Genomic DNA, 17,359 nt, shown 5'->3' with positions numbered 1-17,359 from the left:
ATGAGTTCCTCATGTCCGGCAATTCCAAGCGAGCGGACGGCCCGGTTCCGGCCCCGAGGCAATTTGGCGCGTGGTATCCTTGGTATGCGGTGATCGTTCTCACGCTCGCCGCGACGATCTCGGCCATCGACCGCCAAGTCCTCGCGCTGATGATCGGGCCGGTGAAGCGCGATCTGCAGATCTCCGACACTCAGATGGGCTTGCTGCTCGGGGCGGCGTTCGCGACGCTCCATACCCTCGCGAGCTTCCCGATGGCGCGGCTCGCCGACCGCTACAGCCGCAAGTGGATCATCGCCGGCGGGATTTTCTGTTGGAGTCTGCTCACCGCGGCGAGCGCCTTGGCGCACCGCTATTCGACCCTCTTCCTCGCCCGGATGGGCGTGGGAGTCAGCGAAGCCAGCCTCCCGCCGGCCGCCTACTCGATGATGTCTGACTATTTCTCGCAGAAGCAGTTGCCGCTGGCCGTCGGGATTTTCCAGAGCGCCACCTTCTTTGGCGTCGGTTTCGCCTCCTTCGTCGGGGGTCCGCTCATCCAGCACCTGGAGATGCAGCCGGCATTAGTCGTTCCGATTGTGGGCGACATGTACCCGTGGCAGGCCGCATTCCTCGTCGTCGGGCTGCCGGGAGTCCTGGTCGCGGTCCTCGCGGCGGGGCTTCGCGAGCCCGCCCGAACCGGACGGGTGGTAGAAGTCCGGCAGAGCGTCCCGATAGCCGACATCGTCCGGTTCGCGCGCGCCAGATGGGTGCTTCTCAGCCTGCACTTTGGCGGCTTTTTCCTGATGGCGCTGCAGGGTTATTCGCTGTTCGCCTGGGGCGCCGAATACTTCATCCGCGCGCACGAGATGAGCCGGGCGCAGGCCGGCGTCAGCTTCGGGCTGGTCGCGATGATCTTCGGAATCCTCGGCAGCTTTTCAGGCGGAGCCATCGCAACATGGCTGATGGCTCGGGGCTATCGCGACGGTCCGATGCGGCTGGCGGCGCTGAAATGCGTGATCGTAACACCCTTCGCGGTCGCGTTCGGCCTGATGGGCGAGGCCTGGAGCGCCGTGGCCGCCATGGTCCCGCTCACCTTTCTGATGGCGCTGACACCGGGACTCGGCGCGGCCGTGATGCAGACCATCGCGCCCAACGAGATGCGCGGTCAGATGGTCGCCGTCTACCTTACCTTCGTGAACTTCTTTGCCCTCCTCCTGGCGCCGTTGATCGTGGCCCTGCTGACCGAGTTCGTGTTCCGGTCAGAGGGGGCGCTCGGCTACTCCCTGTCGGTGCTCGCGGCGATGGCGTACCCGACGGCCGCGGTGCTCCTCTGGCTGGCCCTGAAGCCCTACCGTCAGGCGTTGGAGGCCGCCGCGGGCTTCGGGATAACGAGGCGGGCATAGGCAGGCCCCTAGACTAGATGTCTGGTCCCGGTGTGTGGGGGACTCAGCTTAGCTGAGTGCGCACACCGGGAGGCGTTATGAGCCAGGTCCTCCACGGCAGCGCCACGACAACGCACGCCATCCGAGCTGCGAAACTGCGATCGAAGGCTCCGCTCAAAGAGCTAGCTGCCCGCTATGGCCTCAACAGCAAGACCATCGCCAAGTGGAGGAAGCGGAGCTTCCTCCCCGACGCGCCGATGGGCCCGAAGGCGCCTCGCTCGACCGTGCTGACGGCCGCGGGAGAGGCGATGGTCGTCGCCTTCCGCAAGCATACGCTGCTGCCGCTGGACGACTGCCAGTATGCGCCCCATGCGACGATGCCGCACCTCACCCGCTCAGCCCTGCACCGCTGCTTCCAGCGGCACGGCATCAGCCGGCTGCCCGAGGTCGAAGGCGACAAGACCGCCAAGAAGGCCTTCAAGCGCTACTCGCTCGGCCACTTCCACATCGACATCGCCGAGGTCCGTACCGAGCAAGCTGCACCTCTTCGTGCCCGTGGACCGAACCTCCAAGTAACGCCTTCGCCCGGCTGAAGCCGAAGGCGACCACGGTCACGGCGCGAGAGTTTCTCGACGAGCTCGTCGCCGCCGTGCCTTACGAGATCCACACGGTGCTGACGGACAACGGCATCCAGTTTGCCGACCTGCCGAAGAACCGCGACGGCTTCACCGCCAGATGGCGTGGCCATCCCTTCGACCGCCTCTGCCTGGAGCACGGCATCGAGCACCGGCTGACCAAGCCAAACCACCCCTGGACCAACGGCCGGGTCGAGCGGATGAACCGGACCCTCAAGGAGGCCGCTGTCCGGCGCTCCCACTACGACACGCGCCTGCAGCGCGAAGACCAACTCGCCGACTTCCTGGACGCCTACAACTTCGCGAGGCGGCTCAAGACCTTACGCGGCGTCACACCTTACGAAGACACCTGCAAGGCCTGGGCCGACGAGCCGGAGCGCTTCAGACTCGATCCGGTCCACTTGACCTCGGACTGAACACCTAGGGCAGGACCCCGTCGATCGCGACCGGCAGCGCGCGGGGCCCGCGCAGGGTGGGGTTGAAGCGATATGGCGGCGGGTCCTGCAGCAGCCGCGGATTGACCAGCCGCCGGGCCATTTCTTTCAGGGCGATCTGGCCTTCCAGGCGGGCCAGCGGCGCGCCGAAGCAGGCATGGATGCCGCTGCCGAACCCCAGGTGCTGGTTGTTGGGACGATCGGCGATGAAGGTGTCCGCCCTCTCGAACCGGCGCGGATCACGGCTGCCCGAGGCCAGAATGAGCTGCAGCGCCGAGCCCTTCGGGATCGTCTCGCCGCCGACATCGAGGTCGCAGAGAGCGCCGCGGAAGGTGAAGTGCACGGGCGGCTCGTAGCGCAGCATCTCCTCGACGAACCCGGGCGCAATGGCGGGGTTGTCCTTCAGCAGCTGCAGCAGGTGCGGCTGGCGAAGCATGGTCAGCATGCCGTTTGAGATGAGGTTCACGGTCGTCTCGTGACCCGCCAGCAGCAGGAGCACCGAGACGGAGATCATCTCGCCGGGCTCCATCACCCCGTCCGGCCCGTCGTCGTTCACCAGCCGCGAGAGCATGTCGTCGCGAGGCGCGCCCTTCCGCTGGCTGATCAGGTCGAACATGTAGCCGGCGAGTTCCTGGAACGCCTTCTCCGCACTTTCCGTGCGCCGGCCGGGCTCGCGCGGGTCGCGGTCCTGGGATTGGACGATCCCTTCGGCCCAGGCATGGAACCGCGGTTCATCCTCGCGCGGCACGCCCAGCAGGTCGGCGATCACCGTGACGGGGAAGGGGTAGGAGACGTTGGCCACCACGTCGATGCGGTCCTGCCCCCGCACGGCGTCGATGAGGCTGGTGACCATGGCCTCCAGCGCCGGCGTCATAGCTTCGACGCGGCCCGGATCATTCGGCGGACCGAAGTGGCGCATCGTCATCCGCCGCAGCCGGTCGTGAGCTGGCGGGTCCATGTTGAGGAAGCTCAGCCCCTGGCCGCCGCGCGGCGAATTCTGCGGTTCGACCGACAGACGCGGATCGCGGATCAGGCGCGCCACGTCCTCGTACCGGCTGATCACGTAGGAGCCGTCCGGCTCATGCCATACCGGCTTCTCGCGCAGCTGCTCGTAGAGCGGGTAAGGGTCCGCCCTGCTGGCCGGATCCATGATCGCCTGCATCGGAGTTTGGGGGCGGTCGGAAGCCAGGGTTTCGGACATCGGGCGATCCTGATCAGGCGCCGGCGTAGGCGGCGCCGGGTGTGGCTCCGGGGAAACCGGCGGGCTGCGGCGTGGCGCCCTGTGGCTGGTCGACAACACGCCAGTCGGGGGGGAAGGCCGCCCCGGCCAGGATCTGCTGCTCGTAGAACGGCAGCCACTGCGCCTGGTTGACGGCGATCGCGCCGACGATCCGCCCACCGCGGCCGTAGGCGGCGACGAAGCGGCCGGTTTCGAGCGCACCCTGCACGATCATCACCTGCTCGCCGTGGCTCGGCAGGCCCACGGACTTGAAATTGGCGCCGAACTGCATGGACCAGAAGGCGGGCAGAGCGGTCGCGTTGGTCGCCGATCCGGGCCGCAGCAGGTTCGCCGCCGCGACCCGCGCCTGGTTGATGGCATTGCCCCAGTGCTCGAGGGCGATGCGACGCTCCCCCGCCAGAGGGTGATGGAAGTGGGAGACGTCGCCGCAGACGAAGATGTCATCCGTCGGCGCGCCGTCGGCGGAGAGCGCGCGGCAGGCGGCATCGCAGGGGACCCCCGCGGGGCCCGCCTGGACCCCGCTGCCGGCCAGCCACTCGGTGTTGCGCACCGCCCCGAGGCAGGCGACGACCACATCTGCCTCGACCACGTTTCCGTCCGAGAGGCGCGCACCGCGAACCCGGCCCTGAACGTCGCCGAACAGGCTTGTGACCGAGACGCCGCACCGCAGATCGACGCCGGCGCGCCGCTGCAGGATCGCGGCGTGACCACCCACGACGGGCCCGAGCACGGCGGCGAGCGGCGTCGACCCCTGTTCCACGACCGTGACCTCGATCCCCCGGTCGCGGCAGGCGGAGGCGACCTCCGAGCCGGTGAAGCCCGCCCCGACCACCAGGACCCGGCTGGGCTTGGCCTCCAGGGCCGCGGTCAGGGCCGCCGCATGGTCGAGCGTTCGCAGGAGGTGCATGCCGCCAAGGCCCGCTTCCGCCTCGACAGGCCAAGGCCGGGCGCGCGTGCCGGTGGCGATGATCAGACGGTCGTAATCCAGCGCGGTCCCGTCGGCGAGGTCGACCCGCTGCGCCGCCGTGTCGAGGCCCGAGGCCGCGACGCCAAGCCGCCACGCCCCGGCGATCGGATGCAGGCGGGGGAGGAACGTCTCCTGCGGCCGGACCCAGCCGCTCAGCACCTGCTTGGACAGCGGCGGCCGGTCGTAAGGCGCGTGCGGCTCATCCCCGACCAGCGTGAGGCGGCCGGCATAGCCGCCCTCGCGCAGAGCCTCGGCGGCCCGCAGACCGGCAAGCGAGGCACCCACGATGACGACGTCGCAGGGCGCGCTCATGGCGAGCTATCCGCGCCGACGGGCTCCACCACGATGGCCAGCACCGGGCACGCGGCGGCGGCCCGCAGCACCCGTTCGCGCATCGTCTCATCGGGGGCGGGATGGTAGACCAGCACCTCCTCACCCTCGAGCTTGAAGACGTCCGGCGCCAGGAAGCAGCACTGGGCGTAGAGCTGGCATTTGTTGAGATCGACGAGGATGCGCATCAACCGGCGACCGCGGGTTCGAGAATGAGTTGGGACGCAGGTCGGGCAGGACGGCCCGTTGCAAGGCCGGCCGTGGGGGATGTCACGACGGAGCCGTTGACATCGCCGAATAGGCTGTTGCCGACGCCCATGCCGAGCATCGCCCCCAGCAGGACAGACCATCCCGCGCGCCGCTCACGCCATGAGCCTGCCAAGCCATTTCCTCCGCTGCCCGTCCGGGCTCCGCGCCGATCATGCGCCGTGTCGGGGTGAACCTTCAGCCCTGTCGGCGAAGATAAGTCAGCCACCGGGGTTGGCAATCGATTTTCCACTTAGGTGCCGAGATGAACTCATTCGTCAGGGCGATTGCCGGTCAATGCGGGGCTTTTCGGCAGAGCGCCGGGCGCGCGAGCCCAAAAGGGAACAGCCTGCCCTGGCGAAGGCCGGGGGCATGCTGCGCGACGAGTGCCTGAACGAAAGCCAACATGGCCGAAGCCCGGACCATGATCGAGCGTTGGCGTCTCGATTACCACCACGTGCGACCACACCCTGCGCACGGCGGCCTGACGCCGGGAGCGGTGCGGCTGAACCCCCCCGCCAGTCGCTGCGCAACCTCGAAGGCTCCGCCGCCCAGCCGCTACCGCCGGCGATGGAGATCGACTGCCAACCCCAAAGGGCTCCCACAATGATCGAGGGACCGGCGGGGTGGCAGGTCACCAGATATATGTTATCGGCAAATGTCTATATGTGAACCGGGGTCGGTAGCGCCTCGTCAAATCAGGGCTTGGGTCCTTATCGGAAAGTGGTGATGGCGAAGGTCAAAGTGACCGGCGACGGCGCTGTGCGCGAGGTGACGCTGACACGCGGCGAAAAACGCAATGCGTTGGACGCCGAGATGTTGACCGGCCTGACCGAGGCGTTCGCCCGTCAGCCGGATGCCACCGAGCGGGTGACCGTGATCCGCGCCGAAGGGCCGGTGTTCTGCTCAGGCCTGGACCTGCGCGAACGCGGCGGCGGGACGATCGGCTCTTCGGCCATCGAAGCCATGCTGCACGCCATCGAGCTCCATCCCCTGCCGGTGGTGGCCGTGGTGCAGGGCGACGCCATCGCCGGCGGCAACGAGCTCGCGCTGCACTGCGATTTCGTGGTGGCCGCCGAAACCGCCCGGTTCGGCATGTCTCTGGCCAAGATCGGGCTCGCCCCGTCCTGGTTCCTGGCCAAGAAACTCCTGGAGGTCGCCGGTCCCGTGGGCGCGCGCGAGATGCTGCTTCTTGGCGACCTCTTGCCCGCGCGCAGGATGGCGGAGATGGGGCTGATACACCGCGCAGTTCCCGCGGCCGAACTTGAGGACGCGGCCCGCGCCGTGATCGACCGGCTGGCCGGCAATGCGCCGCTGTCGCTGCGGGCCATGAAGGCGCTGATGGTCCGGGCGATGACGTTCCGCGACAGCATCGCGCATGGCGACATCGACGCCCTGGTCGCCCAGGCCTCGGCCAGCGCCGACGCGCGCGAGGGCATCGCCGCCATGCTGGAGAAGCGCCCGCCCCGCTTCGAGGGCCATTAGGTGGCCGGCGTGCGGCTGGACAAGCCCTGGACGGACCTGACGCCTGAGGCGGTGGCCGCGCTGGCGGGCGAACTCGGCGTCTATCAACTGGGCGACCCCCAGGGCCGCGTCGTGCGGATCGGCTATGCGGGCGGGCGCACCTTGTTTGGCCTCAGAAGCGAACTGCAAGCCGCGCTGGCGGCGGGCGAGGCCGCACGGTTCCGCACCGAGGTCACCGCGCAATATCTCAGCCGCTATGAGGAGCTCCTGATGGTCCATGTCGCGGATCACGGCCAGCTTCCGCGCGGCAACGCCGCCGAGGGGCGACGGCGGCTTGGACGGCTGAGTCCGGGTTAAGGGAGACCGTCATGGATTTCGAGATGACCCATGAGCAGGCCCTGATCGTCGAACAGGTGCGCCGTTTCGTGCGCGAGGAGATCGTCCCCCTGGAGGCCAAGCTCGACCCGGACGCCTCGCGCATCGAGCCTGAGGACCAGGCCCGCCTCGCGGCCATGACCCGGGCTATGGGGCTCTATGGTCTGGGCATCCCGCCGGAGTTCGGCGGCCCGGACATCGACATCGTGACGCAAACCCTGATCGCCATGGAAACCTCGCAGCATCGCGCGGGGCTCTATTCGCCCTGCTTCGGGGCGTTCGGCGGCGCTGGCCTGGCCCAGCTGTACGAGGCCAATGACGACCAAAAGGAACGCTATCTCTTTCCCGTGCTGCGCGGCGAAAAGCGCGGCTTCTTCGGACTGACCGAACCCTCCGGCGGATCGGACCCGGCCAGGGCGATCCGCACCAGGGCGGTGCGCGACGGCGACCACTGGGTCATCAACGGCTCGAAGATCTTCATCTCGGGCGCCGACGTGGCCGACTTCGGCATCGTCTTCGCCCGCACCGACGCCGACAAGGGCCGAGGCGGGGTCACCTGTTTCATCGTCGACGCCAACACCCCGGGCTTCCACGTTCGCCGGGTGGTCCACACGCTCCGGTCCGGCCATTACGGCACCGAACTGCAGTTCGAGGACGCGCGCGTGCCGCACGCCAATGTGCTGGGCGAGGTGAACCGGGGCTTCGCCATCGCCAACGACCGGCTGACGCGCCAGCGCATCCCTTACGCCGCGGGCTGCATCGGCGTGGCCATTCGCGCCCAGGAGATGAGCATCGAATACGCCAAGCAGCGCGAGACCTTCGGCGCGATGCTTTCCACCCGCCAGTCGATCCAGTGGATGGTGGTGGACAACGAGATCGACATCCGCACCGCGCGCTGGGCGACCTTGGCGGCGGCCTGCAAGGCCCAGCGCGGCGAGCCGTTCCGCGCGGAGGCCGCCATGGCCAAGCTGCTCGCCTCGGAAGGCGCCAGCCGCGTCGTCGACCGTGCGATCCAGATCCACGGCGGCTATGGCGTGACCAAGGACTTCCCGTTCGAGCGCTGGTACCGCGAGATGCGCATCCGCCGGATCGGCGAGGGCCCCAGCGAGGTGCAGCGCATCGTCATGGCCCGCGAACTGTTCGACCAAGCGCTCTACTAGGCATGGCGGACCGTCCTCCCCCGCTCGCCGGCGTCACGGTCATCGACCTGGGCCAGGTCTATCAGGGGCCCTATGCGGGCCTCTTGCTTGCGAAAGCCGGCGCGAACGTGATCAAGGTGGAGCCGCCGCACGGCGAGCCCCTGCGTGCCCGCGAGGCGCTGGGCGGCGGCGCGTCGCTGCCGCTGGCCATGCTCAACTCCAACAAGCGCACCATTACGCTCAACCTCAAGAGCCCGCGCGGCGCCGAGCTGATGCGGGCGCTGGCGCGAAAAGCCGACGTGCTCCTGGAGAATTTCGCCCCCGGGGTGATGCACAAGCTGGGCGTGGGCGCCGCCGTGCTGATGGCCGACAATCCCCGGCTGATCTACGCCTCGGCCACGGGCTACGGCCTGACCGGCCCCGAGCGCGACAACCTGGCGATGGACATCACCATCCAGGCCGCATCCGGCGCCATCGCGGTCACCGGCTTCGCCGACGGACCCCCGGTGAAGGCCGGGCCCGCGATCGCCGACTTCCTGTCGGGGACCCACCTCTATGGCGCAATCGTCACCGCGCTCTACGAGCGCGAGCGCACGGGCCTTGGACGGCTGGTGGAAGTGGCGATGATCGAGGCCATGTTCCCGACCCTGGCCTCAAGCCTCGGCATGCTGCACACCAATCGGGACAATCCCATCGGTCGGACGGGGAACCGCCACAGCGGCCTCGCCGTCTCGCCCTACAACGTCTACGCCTGTCAGGACGGCTGGTTCGCCATCATCTGCAACAACGACGAGCACTGGGCCAATCTCTGCACGGCCATGGGCCGGCCGGAACTCGCGGACGATCCGCGCTTCGCCCGTAACAGCGACCGGGTGAAGAACATGGCCGCAACCGACGCGGCTGTAGAGGCCTGGGCGTCCGGCCTCACGCGGGCGGAGATTTTCGAGGCTACGGGCGCGCACCGGGTTCCCTCGGCTCCAGTGCGGGAGCTGACCGAAGTCTTGGACAACGCTCACATGCGCGGCCGCGGCATGATTGAGGATATCGACCACCCGCGGCTGGGCCGCATCGCGGTCCCCGGCAGCCCTATGCGTTACCACGGCACGGCCCAGACGCCGGCCACCCCCAGCGCCGCCGCGGGCCAGGACAATGCCGAAGTCTATCGGGAGCTCCTCGGGCTGGTCGGGGAGGAGGTCGAGGCGCTACGTAGGGAGGGCGTGATCTAGAGATCTGCGTTTCACCGAACGCCATTGGGCCGATGCCGTGCGGATTCCCTCAGTCTGCGGCTGATGCCACTCGCTAGCTAGCGGGGCTCCGAAGCCCCCGGCGACCTCACCTCTGCGTCCGCGCGGTCGGCGGCGCGTGAGCCGGCGAGTATGCCCGGCATGGCGTAGTTGCCTTCGTGGCAAGCGTATTCGTAGACCAGCCCCTGCAGGGCCGCGAACTCGTATTCGCCGCCCCAGGGTTCCACCCAGATCGAGGGGTCCTCGACTTTGAACTGGTAGTGCAGCCGGTCCTTGGCCACCCGGCGGAAGCGTTCCGTCACCTTCAGCCTCTCCCAGGATCCCATGTACGCTTGGATCTTGGGGAAGTTGGTGGTCTCCACCACCAGGGTGTCGCCGTCCCACCAGCCGATAGAATCCCCGAACCAGGGACGGATGTGGGCCGGTAGGTGCTTGCGGTCGTTCAACCGGATGTGGCGGGCGTCGTGGGCCATCTCGATCACGATCAGGACTTCGTCCCGGTTCTGCGCGATCTGGTAGTTGTTGTTGTAGAAGCCATTGGGCAGCATCGGCGGCGGCCCGTTGCGGCCGAACGAGGCGAGGCAGCGCTCGCCCAGGGACATCTCCTCGGGATTGTCGTAGCGCCGCGCCTGCGACTGGCTCTCGTCCTCGCCCGCCACCGAGCCGTAGGCGTCGAGGATGTAGGGCGTCGCGACGGTCAGGTACCTCAGCTGTTCCTCCGACATCGCCGCGCCGGTCTTCGGCGCCGGCGGGCGGCCGTCGGGCGTAGTCAGGATCGAGGTGCGCGGCTGTCCGGCGACCCGCATCACGCGCGTCCCCGGATCGAGGAAGCCGCGGTTGTAGCCGCCGACCCGGCCGTCCTCGACGACAGGGGCGTCCGGGTCGGTCGCCTGATTGCCGCGCTCGACCTGAGCCTCGGCGGCGCCCTCGGCCTCACGAGCCTCCTGGAGCGTCATCACCAGCCGGGCGCCGAACTTCGCCGGCCGGACCTGGGGCGTGATGGTCGCGTTGCTCCAGGCGCCTTCCAGGTCGGACTGGCCTGACGCGTTGCGCGGCGGCGTCCATGCGGCTTGGGCCAGCGCGGGGCCCGCCAGCAGCCAGACGCTCACCGCGATAAGCGCGCTCTTCATGGACGACTCCTATCTGCCGGCCCGGCCGGCGCACTCGGCCACGGCGGCGGCCAGGGCCATGCCGCGCGGATCCTGCAGGACGCCGGCGTTCATCCGGTTCGGGGTGTAGCCGGCCGCCACCTGGAGGTCGGGATCCGCGTAGCCGTAGGAGCCACCCCAGCCACAGTGGCCGTAGGCCCGCGGGCCCGGGCCGAACAGGCCGCCGCGGTTGATCATCATCCCCGCCGCCCAGGCGCCCGCGCCGAGCAAGAGGTCGTCGCGATCGGTGCGCACGGCGGTCATGGCGTCGATACCGGCCGGCGAGAGCAGGCTTGCCCCGTCCAGGCGGCCGCCGTTCGCGAGGGCGCCGTAGATGCGGGCGAGCGCCCGCGCCGTAGCGTGGCCGTTGCCGGCCGGGATCTGCGCTGAACGCCAGTCCGCCCGGTTCGCGTCATCGCCGCGCAGCTGCGGGTTCACGACGGCGGCCACCGCGAGGGGATCGAACGCCGCCGCCGGCGCGCCCGCAGGCGGCGGCGCCGGCGGCGTCAGGGGGGCGACGCGCTCCCAGTCGACCTGCGCGGCGCCGATCTGAAAGTCCGCATCCAGCGGACCAGCGATCGCCGCGGCGATCAGATCGCGGGGCATCAGGCCGCTCGCCCGGCGGGCGATCTCGCCAGCCAGGAAGCCGTAGGTCATGGCGTGATAGCTGTTCTTTTCGCCCGGCGGCCAGAACGGCGCCTGGGCGGCCAGTCGTCCGGTGACCAGAGCCCAGTCGCCGAAGTCCTCCAGCGTCGTCGGGACGACGAAGCCGTTGAGGCCGGACTGGTGCGACATCACTTGGCCGACGGTGATCGCGTCCTTCCCTTCGGCCGCAAACTCCGGCCAGTACCGGGCGACCGGGGCGTCGTAGTCGAGCTTGCGCGCGGCCACGAGCTGGGCGACCGCGATGGCCATGACGCCCTTGGTGGTCGACCAGACATTCACCAGGGTGTCCGGCGTCCACGGCGCCTGCGTGGCGGGGTCCCTCAGCCCGCCCCAGAGATCCGCTACGCACCGTCCATCCGCGTACACGGCGAAGGCGGCGCCGATTTCGGGGGAGGCCGCCTCGGGTCGAAAGTTCTCGCGGAACACCTCCGCGACCAGGGCGAAGGCTGGATCGGTGGTCCCGCTGACCGCGATCGCCGAGCTTGGCAGATGCATGTCTTCCTCCCGCCCCTCAAGGCCGCGGCGACAGCTCCATGCCGGCGAAGTCGCCACGGGCGCGCCATTCGTTGAGCAGTCTGATGAACACGAGGGAGCCTCCGCCGTAGAAGCCGTTGCGGACTTGTAGGTCGCTCGGCATGCCCTCGTTGTTGTAGTAGCCGGGCGTGCATTCCTCATCGAAGGCGCGCCGGGCGTTGGCGAACGACATCACGTTGTCGACCCACGCCTGTTCCGCCTCGGCCGAGGGCTCCACCGTCGCCACCTGACGGTCCAGGCAGTGCCGCACCAGGTGGGCCACATGGCGGCTCACCTCGTTGAGCATATGCGTGAAGTTCGGCGTGTTCGCCTGTTGCGCATTGCCGAGGATGAAGCAGTTCGGGAAGCCGCGCGTATGGATGCCGTAGAGGGTGGAGGCTCCGTTGCGGTACTTGTCGGTGAGGGTCAGGCCGCCGCGGCCGTGGATTTCGTAGCCGGTGCGCAGGGCGAAGTCGGTCTGGAACTCGAAGCCGGTGCCGTAGATCAGGCAGTCCACTTCGTACTCGCGTCCGGCCGCGACGACGCCCCGCTCCGTGATCCGCTCCACGCCACGACCCCGCGTGTCCACCAGGGTCACGGTCGGCCGATTGAAGGTGGGCAGGTAATCGTCAGAGAAGCAGGGACGCTTGCACATCTGGTTGTACCAGGGCTTAAGCGCCTCGGCCGTCGCTGGGTCGTGGACGATGCAGTCCACGCGGGCGCGAATCTGCTGCATCTTCTGGAAGTCGGCGAGCTGCCGGCGCTCGGCGGCGTCCGGGCCGCCGAGGCCCTGGCGACCGATCCGGCCGAGAACTTCCGTCCAGCCGTCATCGACGAGGTCGACATCGGCGCTGCCGCCAGAGACCCACTGGTTGAAGTTGTCCATCCGCTCTTGCTGCCAACCCCGCTTCAGAGAGTTGGCCCAGTCGGGATCGGTGGGGCGGTTGTTGCGCACGTCGATGGACGAGGGCGTCCGCTGGAACACGTAGAGCTGCTTGGCCCATTCGCCGAGGTGCGGCACGCACTGCACGGCGGTGGCCCCGGTGCCGACGATACCGACCCGCTTGTCCTTAAGCTTCACCAGGGCGCCATTCGTATCGCCGCCGGTGTATTCGTAGTCCCACCGGCTGGTGTGGAAGGCGTGCCCCTTGAAGCTCTCGATGCCGGGCACGCCGGGCAGCTTGGGGCGATGCAGCGGGCCGGTGGACATGGTGACGAACCGCGCGCGCAGCAGGTCCCCCCGGTTGGTCGCGGCAATCCAGCGGGAGGCGGTCTCGTCCCAGCGCAGGTCAGTCACTTCGGTCTGGAACAGCGTCTGGTCGTAGAGGCCGAACGTCCGGCCGATCGCTTGGCTGTGCCGCAGGATCTCGGGCCCGTGCGCGTACTTTTCGGTCGGCACATGCCCGATCTCCTCGAGCAGGGGCATGTACACGTAGGATTCGATATCGCACTGGGCGCCTGGATATCGGTTCCAGTACCAGGTCCCGCCGAAGTCGCCGCCCTTCTCGACAATCCGGAGGTCCTCGACCCCGGCCTCGCGCAGCCGTGCGGCCGCCAGCAGGCCTCCGAACCCTCCGCCGATGACCAGGACGTCGAGGTCGAGGCTCAGCGCCTTGCGGCTCAGCGGCGCAGCAAAGGGATCGTCGAGGTACCGGGAGTAAGCGCCGACCGTCGGGACGTACTGGGCGGTTCCGTCGGCGCGCAGGCGCCTGTCCCGCTCTGCACGGTAGCGAGTCCGAAGGGCGTCAGGATCGAAGTCGAGCGATGGGCCGGGGAGGGAATTTGACATTGCGGTGCACAAACTCTCTCGCGAGAAAGCGCATGTCAAGCGTCAGGGTCCTGCGTCCGCCATCGACACGTCCTGGCAGGATTTTCAACGCGCGTCAGATCGGCTGCAAACCGATGCGGACGAGCTCGGCGAGTTCGGCGGGCGCCCGGCCCCGCTCCTCGCTGTCGAAGGAATCGAACCATTTCGGAAGCGACTCGAAGACACCCGGGAGCATTGAGAGGATCGCCCGGGTGTTCAGCGGTCGGATCGACCCTTCGGCCTGACCTGCACGATAGCTGACGAGAGAACTCTCCATCATCCGGCCGGCGGAGGCATGAATCTCCTCACGCGTGGCTTCCGGGAGCGATTCGAAACCGGCCAGCGGGGCCAGCGGGGCGATATCATCGCGCAAGCTGCTTTCTGCGAGGGCGTGGGTTTGCGCGCAGACCGCTTCGATCCTGGGGCCGTTGAACTCTCGCCCGCGCGCCTGGATCTCCTCGTAGATGCGGAAGGATCGCCGGTAGCACTCAGTGACCAGCGTCTCCTTGTCGCCGACGTTGTGATAGACGACCTTCTTGGTGACCCCGCGCGACAGGGCGATCTCCTCGAGGGACGTGGCGTCCACGCCCTTGAGGTTGAAGAGCCACGACGCCGCCGCCAGCAGCGATTCCCGCCGCGCCGACGCCAAGACTTCGGAGTCGAAGATCCGGTTCACTGGCACGCCGGGCGGCGTCAGGTCGAACCGTCGATAGCTGACCTCGGCGCGGCGGTCGGCGGCCACGCCGCTGCGCAATAGCTCCTTGGTTGCGGCCACCAGATCGGTGTCGCTCAGCGTCTCGCGCGTACGCCAGCGTCGCGCCAGTGGGATCCAGGACACGAGGCCGATAATGGCCTGCGCGACGATGCGGAAATCGCACGGCCGGGTCTCGCCACGCGCTGCGCCTTTCCGGAGGATCGCTGCAACGTTGGCATGGATGGAATCGTAAAGGCCCAGGATGATGCTGTGCTGATCGGGCCGCAGGTAGGCCATCTCGCTCAGCGCCGCGAACTCGGCCTCATCCTCGCGCAGCATTCCATCGACGAAGGCGTCGATGATCGCGAGCGCGTCACCGCCGCGCTGCTCCGCCTCCCGCAGCATCCGCCCCATCAGTTCGCAGGACTGGCGGTAGCATTGGAAGACCAAGTCCTCCTGATCCTCGAAGTAGTAGTAAAGCGCGGCGCGCGAAACCCCGACCCGCTGAGCGATCTCCGCCAGCGATGTATGCGACACGCCGCGATGGTTCAGCGCCTTCGCCGCCTCAGCGAGCACCTTGGCCCGCTTCACGCCGCGAGTCGCGCGACTTTGAGATGGATTGCTTGGCATGAGGGTGAGCGGTTCACCACGTGCGGAATTCGACATCAACAGCCCCTACGCGCACCCGCATGTCAAATCGCTTGACGGCATTTCACGAACAGACGATCCTTTGCTCCAGGGTGTCAAAGTAAGGGTCGGCGGTCCAGGCCGCACGGACCCCGCGCCGCCGAAAACGAGCGGGCGAATTGTGAAGGGGGAGGCCGTGCAACGATCGCTTCGCATTCTCATGTGCGCGTCCGCGCTGACCGCGCCGGCCCTGCTCGCCTCGCCCGCCCTCGCCCAGACGGGCGGCGAAGGCGCGGAGGTCGCCGAACTCGTCGTCACCGCCCTGAAGCGCGAAAGCAATCTCCAGGACGTGCCCGCGGCGATCTCGGCGGTCGGTGGCCCTGAGCTCGAGGCGCGCGGCATCAGCCAGCCTTCGGACCTGCAGTTCGTCGTGCCCAGCATGCAGGCCGGCCGCCTGCTCGGCCAGACCGCCATCACCATCCGCGGCGTCGGCCTGAACCAGGGCGCCCCCGGCGTGGCGATCCACGCCGACGGCGTCTATCAGCCCAGGCCGTCCATGGGCGACCTCACGCAGATCGACGTGGAACGCGTCGAGGTGCTGCGTGGCCCACAGGGCACGCTCTACGGCCGTAACGCCAACGGCGGCGTCGTGAACTTCATCTCCAGGGCGCCGGGCGACACGTTCGAGGGCTACATCCTCGGCAGCTACGCGACCTACGAGGACAGCCGCATCCAGGGCGTGATCAACGTGCCCGTGAATGACCGCATCCGTGTGCGTCTGGTCGCCGACCGGTGGCAGCGGTCCGAAGGTTTCGTGAAGAACGTCATTCCCGGCGGTCAGGACGTCGACAAGGGCAAGAGCGCGTCCGCGCGCCTGCGCGTGCAGGTCGACGTCACCGAAGACCTGACCTGGGACGTGGCCGCCTACGGCCTCACGGCGTCCGGCCCGACGTCCTACTTCACGCTCTACAACACGCCGACGCCGCTGTCGGTGTCGCGCAACCCCTACCTCGCCAACGCCATCGTACCGCTGAAGCCGCGGCGCAATTCGGCCAACGACCTGATCGCCGCCAACCGCGAGTTCGGAGGCGCCTCGTCGACCCTGACCTGGGAGTTGGGCGAGGCGCAACTGAAGGCGATCAGCGGCTATTCGCGGATCGCCGACCGCGAGGACCGCGACGACGACTCGATCAACGTGAGCGCCTTTCCGGCTCACCGCCGTGAGCGCGCACGGACATTTACCCAGGAGCTAAACCTCTCCGGCTCCTTGGGCCCGGTCGAAGCGGTTGTGGGCGCCTTTTACATGCGCGACCACAAGTACGAGGTCCTCGACTACGACTTCTTTCTTGGCATTTTTCCATTGCCGCCCAACAGCGACCTGTTCTTCGAGACCTACAAGAACCTCTCCAAGGCCTATGCGGTGTTCGGGGACGTCACCTTCAACCTCAGCGACAAGGCCCGGATCATCGGCGGCTTGCGCTATTCCAAGGACAAGCAATCGGTGGCGCAGCGCAACTACCTGCAGTTCGGCAACCTGGCGCCGCGCACGATCACCTGTCCCCTGCAGACCAACGACGTCACCTTTAACTCGACCACGCCGCGGATCGGCGCCCAGTACGACGTTTCGGAGGACAGCAACCTCTTCGCGACCTACTCGAAGGGCTTCAAGGTCGGCGGTTTCAACTTCTCAGCCTGCAACCAGCAGTTTCGGCCCGAGAAGGTCACCTCCTATGAGGCCGGCTGGAAGAACCGCCTGCTGGACGGCGCGCTGACCCTCAATGTCGCGGCCTTCTACTACGACTATACGGATCTGCAATTGAATCAGACCGTCGGCCTCACGTCGCTGATCACCAACGCCGCCGCCGCGCGGGTCAAGGGCGTCGAGGTGGAGGGCGCCTGGCGGCCGGACCGGCACTGGACGGTCAACGCCAACGTCTCGCTCCTGCGGGCGAAGTTCACCGATTTCCGGAACGTCGACTCCCTGGCGCCGGCGCGTGGCGCACAGGACGTTGCCGGCAACTACCTCTCGAACGCGCCCAAGACTTCCATCAACGTCGGGGTCGCCTACCGGTCGGATCCGATCCTCGCCGGCGGGCCGATCACGGCGCGCGCCGATCTCTCCTACCGCTCGAAGATCTACTTCCGCGAGTTCAACGACCCGCTCGACGCACAGGACGCCTATGCCATCCTGAACGCCGCCCTCATCTGGGACAGCCCCGACGGGACCTACCGGGTGCGCGCCTTCGCCACCAACCTGACGGGCGAGGACTACATCGTGCGCATGGGCTCCTCGGACAATTTCGGCTCCCGCTTCGTGAGCTGGGGCGCGCCGCGTCAGATCGGCCTGGAACTCCGCGCCAACTTCTGAGGAAGTTGAGTTCTGCGGTCTGTCGGTCAAAGAGCGACGGGGTGAGCCAGGTTCAGCCGGGCTCGCCGACGACGGTCAGAGTTTCGATGCCGCGGAAGAAGGGC

Annotated in this window: 13 protein-coding genes and 2 pseudogenes; 8 read left to right on the top strand and 7 right to left on the bottom strand. The window is 68.1% G+C overall.

Annotated features, from left to right (window positions below; all coding sequences use genetic code 11):
• Positions 1-11: 11 nt before the first annotated feature.
• Complete coding sequence (locus tag EPN98_RS12750; protein WP_293363107.1) at positions 12-1,379, top strand: MFS transporter; 1,368 nt, start codon at positions 12-14, stop codon at positions 1,377-1,379.
• A 77-nt stretch (positions 1,380-1,456) separates the two neighbouring features.
• Positions 1,457-2,409 (top strand): annotated as a pseudogene (locus EPN98_RS12745) (IS481 family transposase).
• A gap of 4 nt (positions 2,410-2,413) precedes the next feature.
• On the opposite strand, the gene EPN98_RS12740 reads toward EPN98_RS12745, so the two are convergent.
• Genes EPN98_RS12740 through EPN98_RS12730 form a run of 3 tightly spaced genes read right to left on the bottom strand, consistent with a single transcriptional unit; the run spans position 2,414 to position 5,152 of the window.
• Positions 2,414-3,628 carry a cytochrome P450 gene (locus tag EPN98_RS12740; protein WP_293363106.1) on the bottom strand — a complete coding sequence of 405 codons (1,215 nt, stop codon included), beginning with the start codon at positions 3,626-3,628 and terminating at the stop codon, positions 2,414-2,416.
• Positions 3,629-3,641: 13 nt separating this feature from the next.
• Positions 3,642-4,946, bottom strand: a complete 1,305-nt coding sequence (locus EPN98_RS12735; RefSeq protein ID WP_293363104.1) for an FAD-dependent oxidoreductase — start codon at positions 4,944-4,946, stop codon at positions 3,642-3,644.
• On the bottom strand, positions 4,943-5,152 hold the full coding sequence (locus EPN98_RS12730) for a ferredoxin (protein ID WP_293363166.1): 210 nt from the start codon (positions 5,150-5,152) through the stop codon (positions 4,943-4,945). Before EPN98_RS12730 ends, EPN98_RS12735 begins: the two co-directional genes overlap by 4 nt.
• Before the next feature lie 436 nt (positions 5,153-5,588).
• Between EPN98_RS12730 and EPN98_RS12725 the strand changes: the two are divergent.
• The 5 genes and pseudogenes from EPN98_RS12725 to EPN98_RS12705 form a co-directional block, all read left to right on the top strand.
• Positions 5,589-5,820 (top strand): annotated as a pseudogene (locus EPN98_RS12725) (integrase core domain-containing protein); the annotation flags it as partial.
• Between the two features lie 119 nt (positions 5,821-5,939).
• Positions 5,940-6,695 carry an enoyl-CoA hydratase-related protein gene (locus EPN98_RS12720; RefSeq protein WP_293363102.1) on the top strand — a complete coding sequence of 252 codons (756 nt, stop codon included), beginning with the start codon at positions 5,940-5,942 and terminating at the stop codon, positions 6,693-6,695.
• A gap of 9 nt (positions 6,696-6,704) precedes the next feature.
• On the top strand, positions 6,705-7,031 hold the full coding sequence (locus EPN98_RS12715) for a hypothetical protein (protein ID WP_293363101.1): 327 nt from the start codon (positions 6,705-6,707) through the stop codon (positions 7,029-7,031).
• 11 nt (positions 7,032-7,042) lie between these two features.
• Positions 7,043-8,209: an acyl-CoA dehydrogenase family protein gene (locus EPN98_RS12710; RefSeq protein ID WP_293363100.1), complete on the top strand. Its 1,167-nt coding sequence runs from the start codon at positions 7,043-7,045 to the stop codon at positions 8,207-8,209.
• 2 nt (positions 8,210-8,211) lie between these two features.
• Positions 8,212-9,414 carry a CoA transferase gene (locus EPN98_RS12705; RefSeq protein ID WP_293363099.1) on the top strand — a complete coding sequence of 401 codons (1,203 nt, stop codon included), beginning with the start codon at positions 8,212-8,214 and terminating at the stop codon, positions 9,412-9,414.
• A gap of 77 nt (positions 9,415-9,491) precedes the next feature.
• Here EPN98_RS12705 and EPN98_RS12700 read toward each other — a convergent pair whose 3' ends face one another.
• The 4 genes from EPN98_RS12700 to EPN98_RS12685 all read right to left on the bottom strand — a co-directional run bounded on the left by EPN98_RS12700 (position 9,492) and on the right by EPN98_RS12685 (position 14,926).
• Positions 9,492-10,562 (bottom strand): hypothetical protein, encoded by a 1,071-nt coding sequence (locus tag EPN98_RS12700; RefSeq protein WP_293363097.1) that lies wholly within the window; start codon positions 10,560-10,562, stop codon positions 9,492-9,494.
• Positions 10,563-10,571: 9 nt separating this feature from the next.
• Complete coding sequence (locus EPN98_RS12695) at positions 10,572-11,741, bottom strand: serine hydrolase domain-containing protein (RefSeq protein ID WP_293363096.1); 1,170 nt, start codon at positions 11,739-11,741, stop codon at positions 10,572-10,574.
• Between the two features lie 16 nt (positions 11,742-11,757).
• Positions 11,758-13,548 (bottom strand): NAD(P)/FAD-dependent oxidoreductase, encoded by a 1,791-nt coding sequence (locus EPN98_RS12690; protein ID WP_293363094.1) that lies wholly within the window; start codon positions 13,546-13,548, stop codon positions 11,758-11,760.
• A gap of 94 nt (positions 13,549-13,642) precedes the next feature.
• Entirely contained in the window at positions 13,643-14,926 is a 1,284-nt protein-coding gene (locus tag EPN98_RS12685; protein ID WP_293363092.1) for a TetR family transcriptional regulator, read from the bottom strand.
• A gap of 157 nt (positions 14,927-15,083) precedes the next feature.
• Here EPN98_RS12685 and EPN98_RS12680 point away from each other — a divergent pair, with 157 nt between their 5' ends.
• Positions 15,084-17,255 carry a TonB-dependent receptor gene (locus EPN98_RS12680; RefSeq protein ID WP_293363091.1) on the top strand — a complete coding sequence of 724 codons (2,172 nt, stop codon included), beginning with the start codon at positions 15,084-15,086 and terminating at the stop codon, positions 17,253-17,255.
• Positions 17,256-17,359 lie beyond the last annotated feature (104 nt).

The sequence above is a fragment of the Phenylobacterium sp. genome, from assembly GCF_004299445.1.
GTDB lineage: Bacteria > Pseudomonadota > Alphaproteobacteria > Caulobacterales > Caulobacteraceae > Phenylobacterium.
This window is presented reverse-complemented; position numbering and strand designations above follow the sequence as displayed.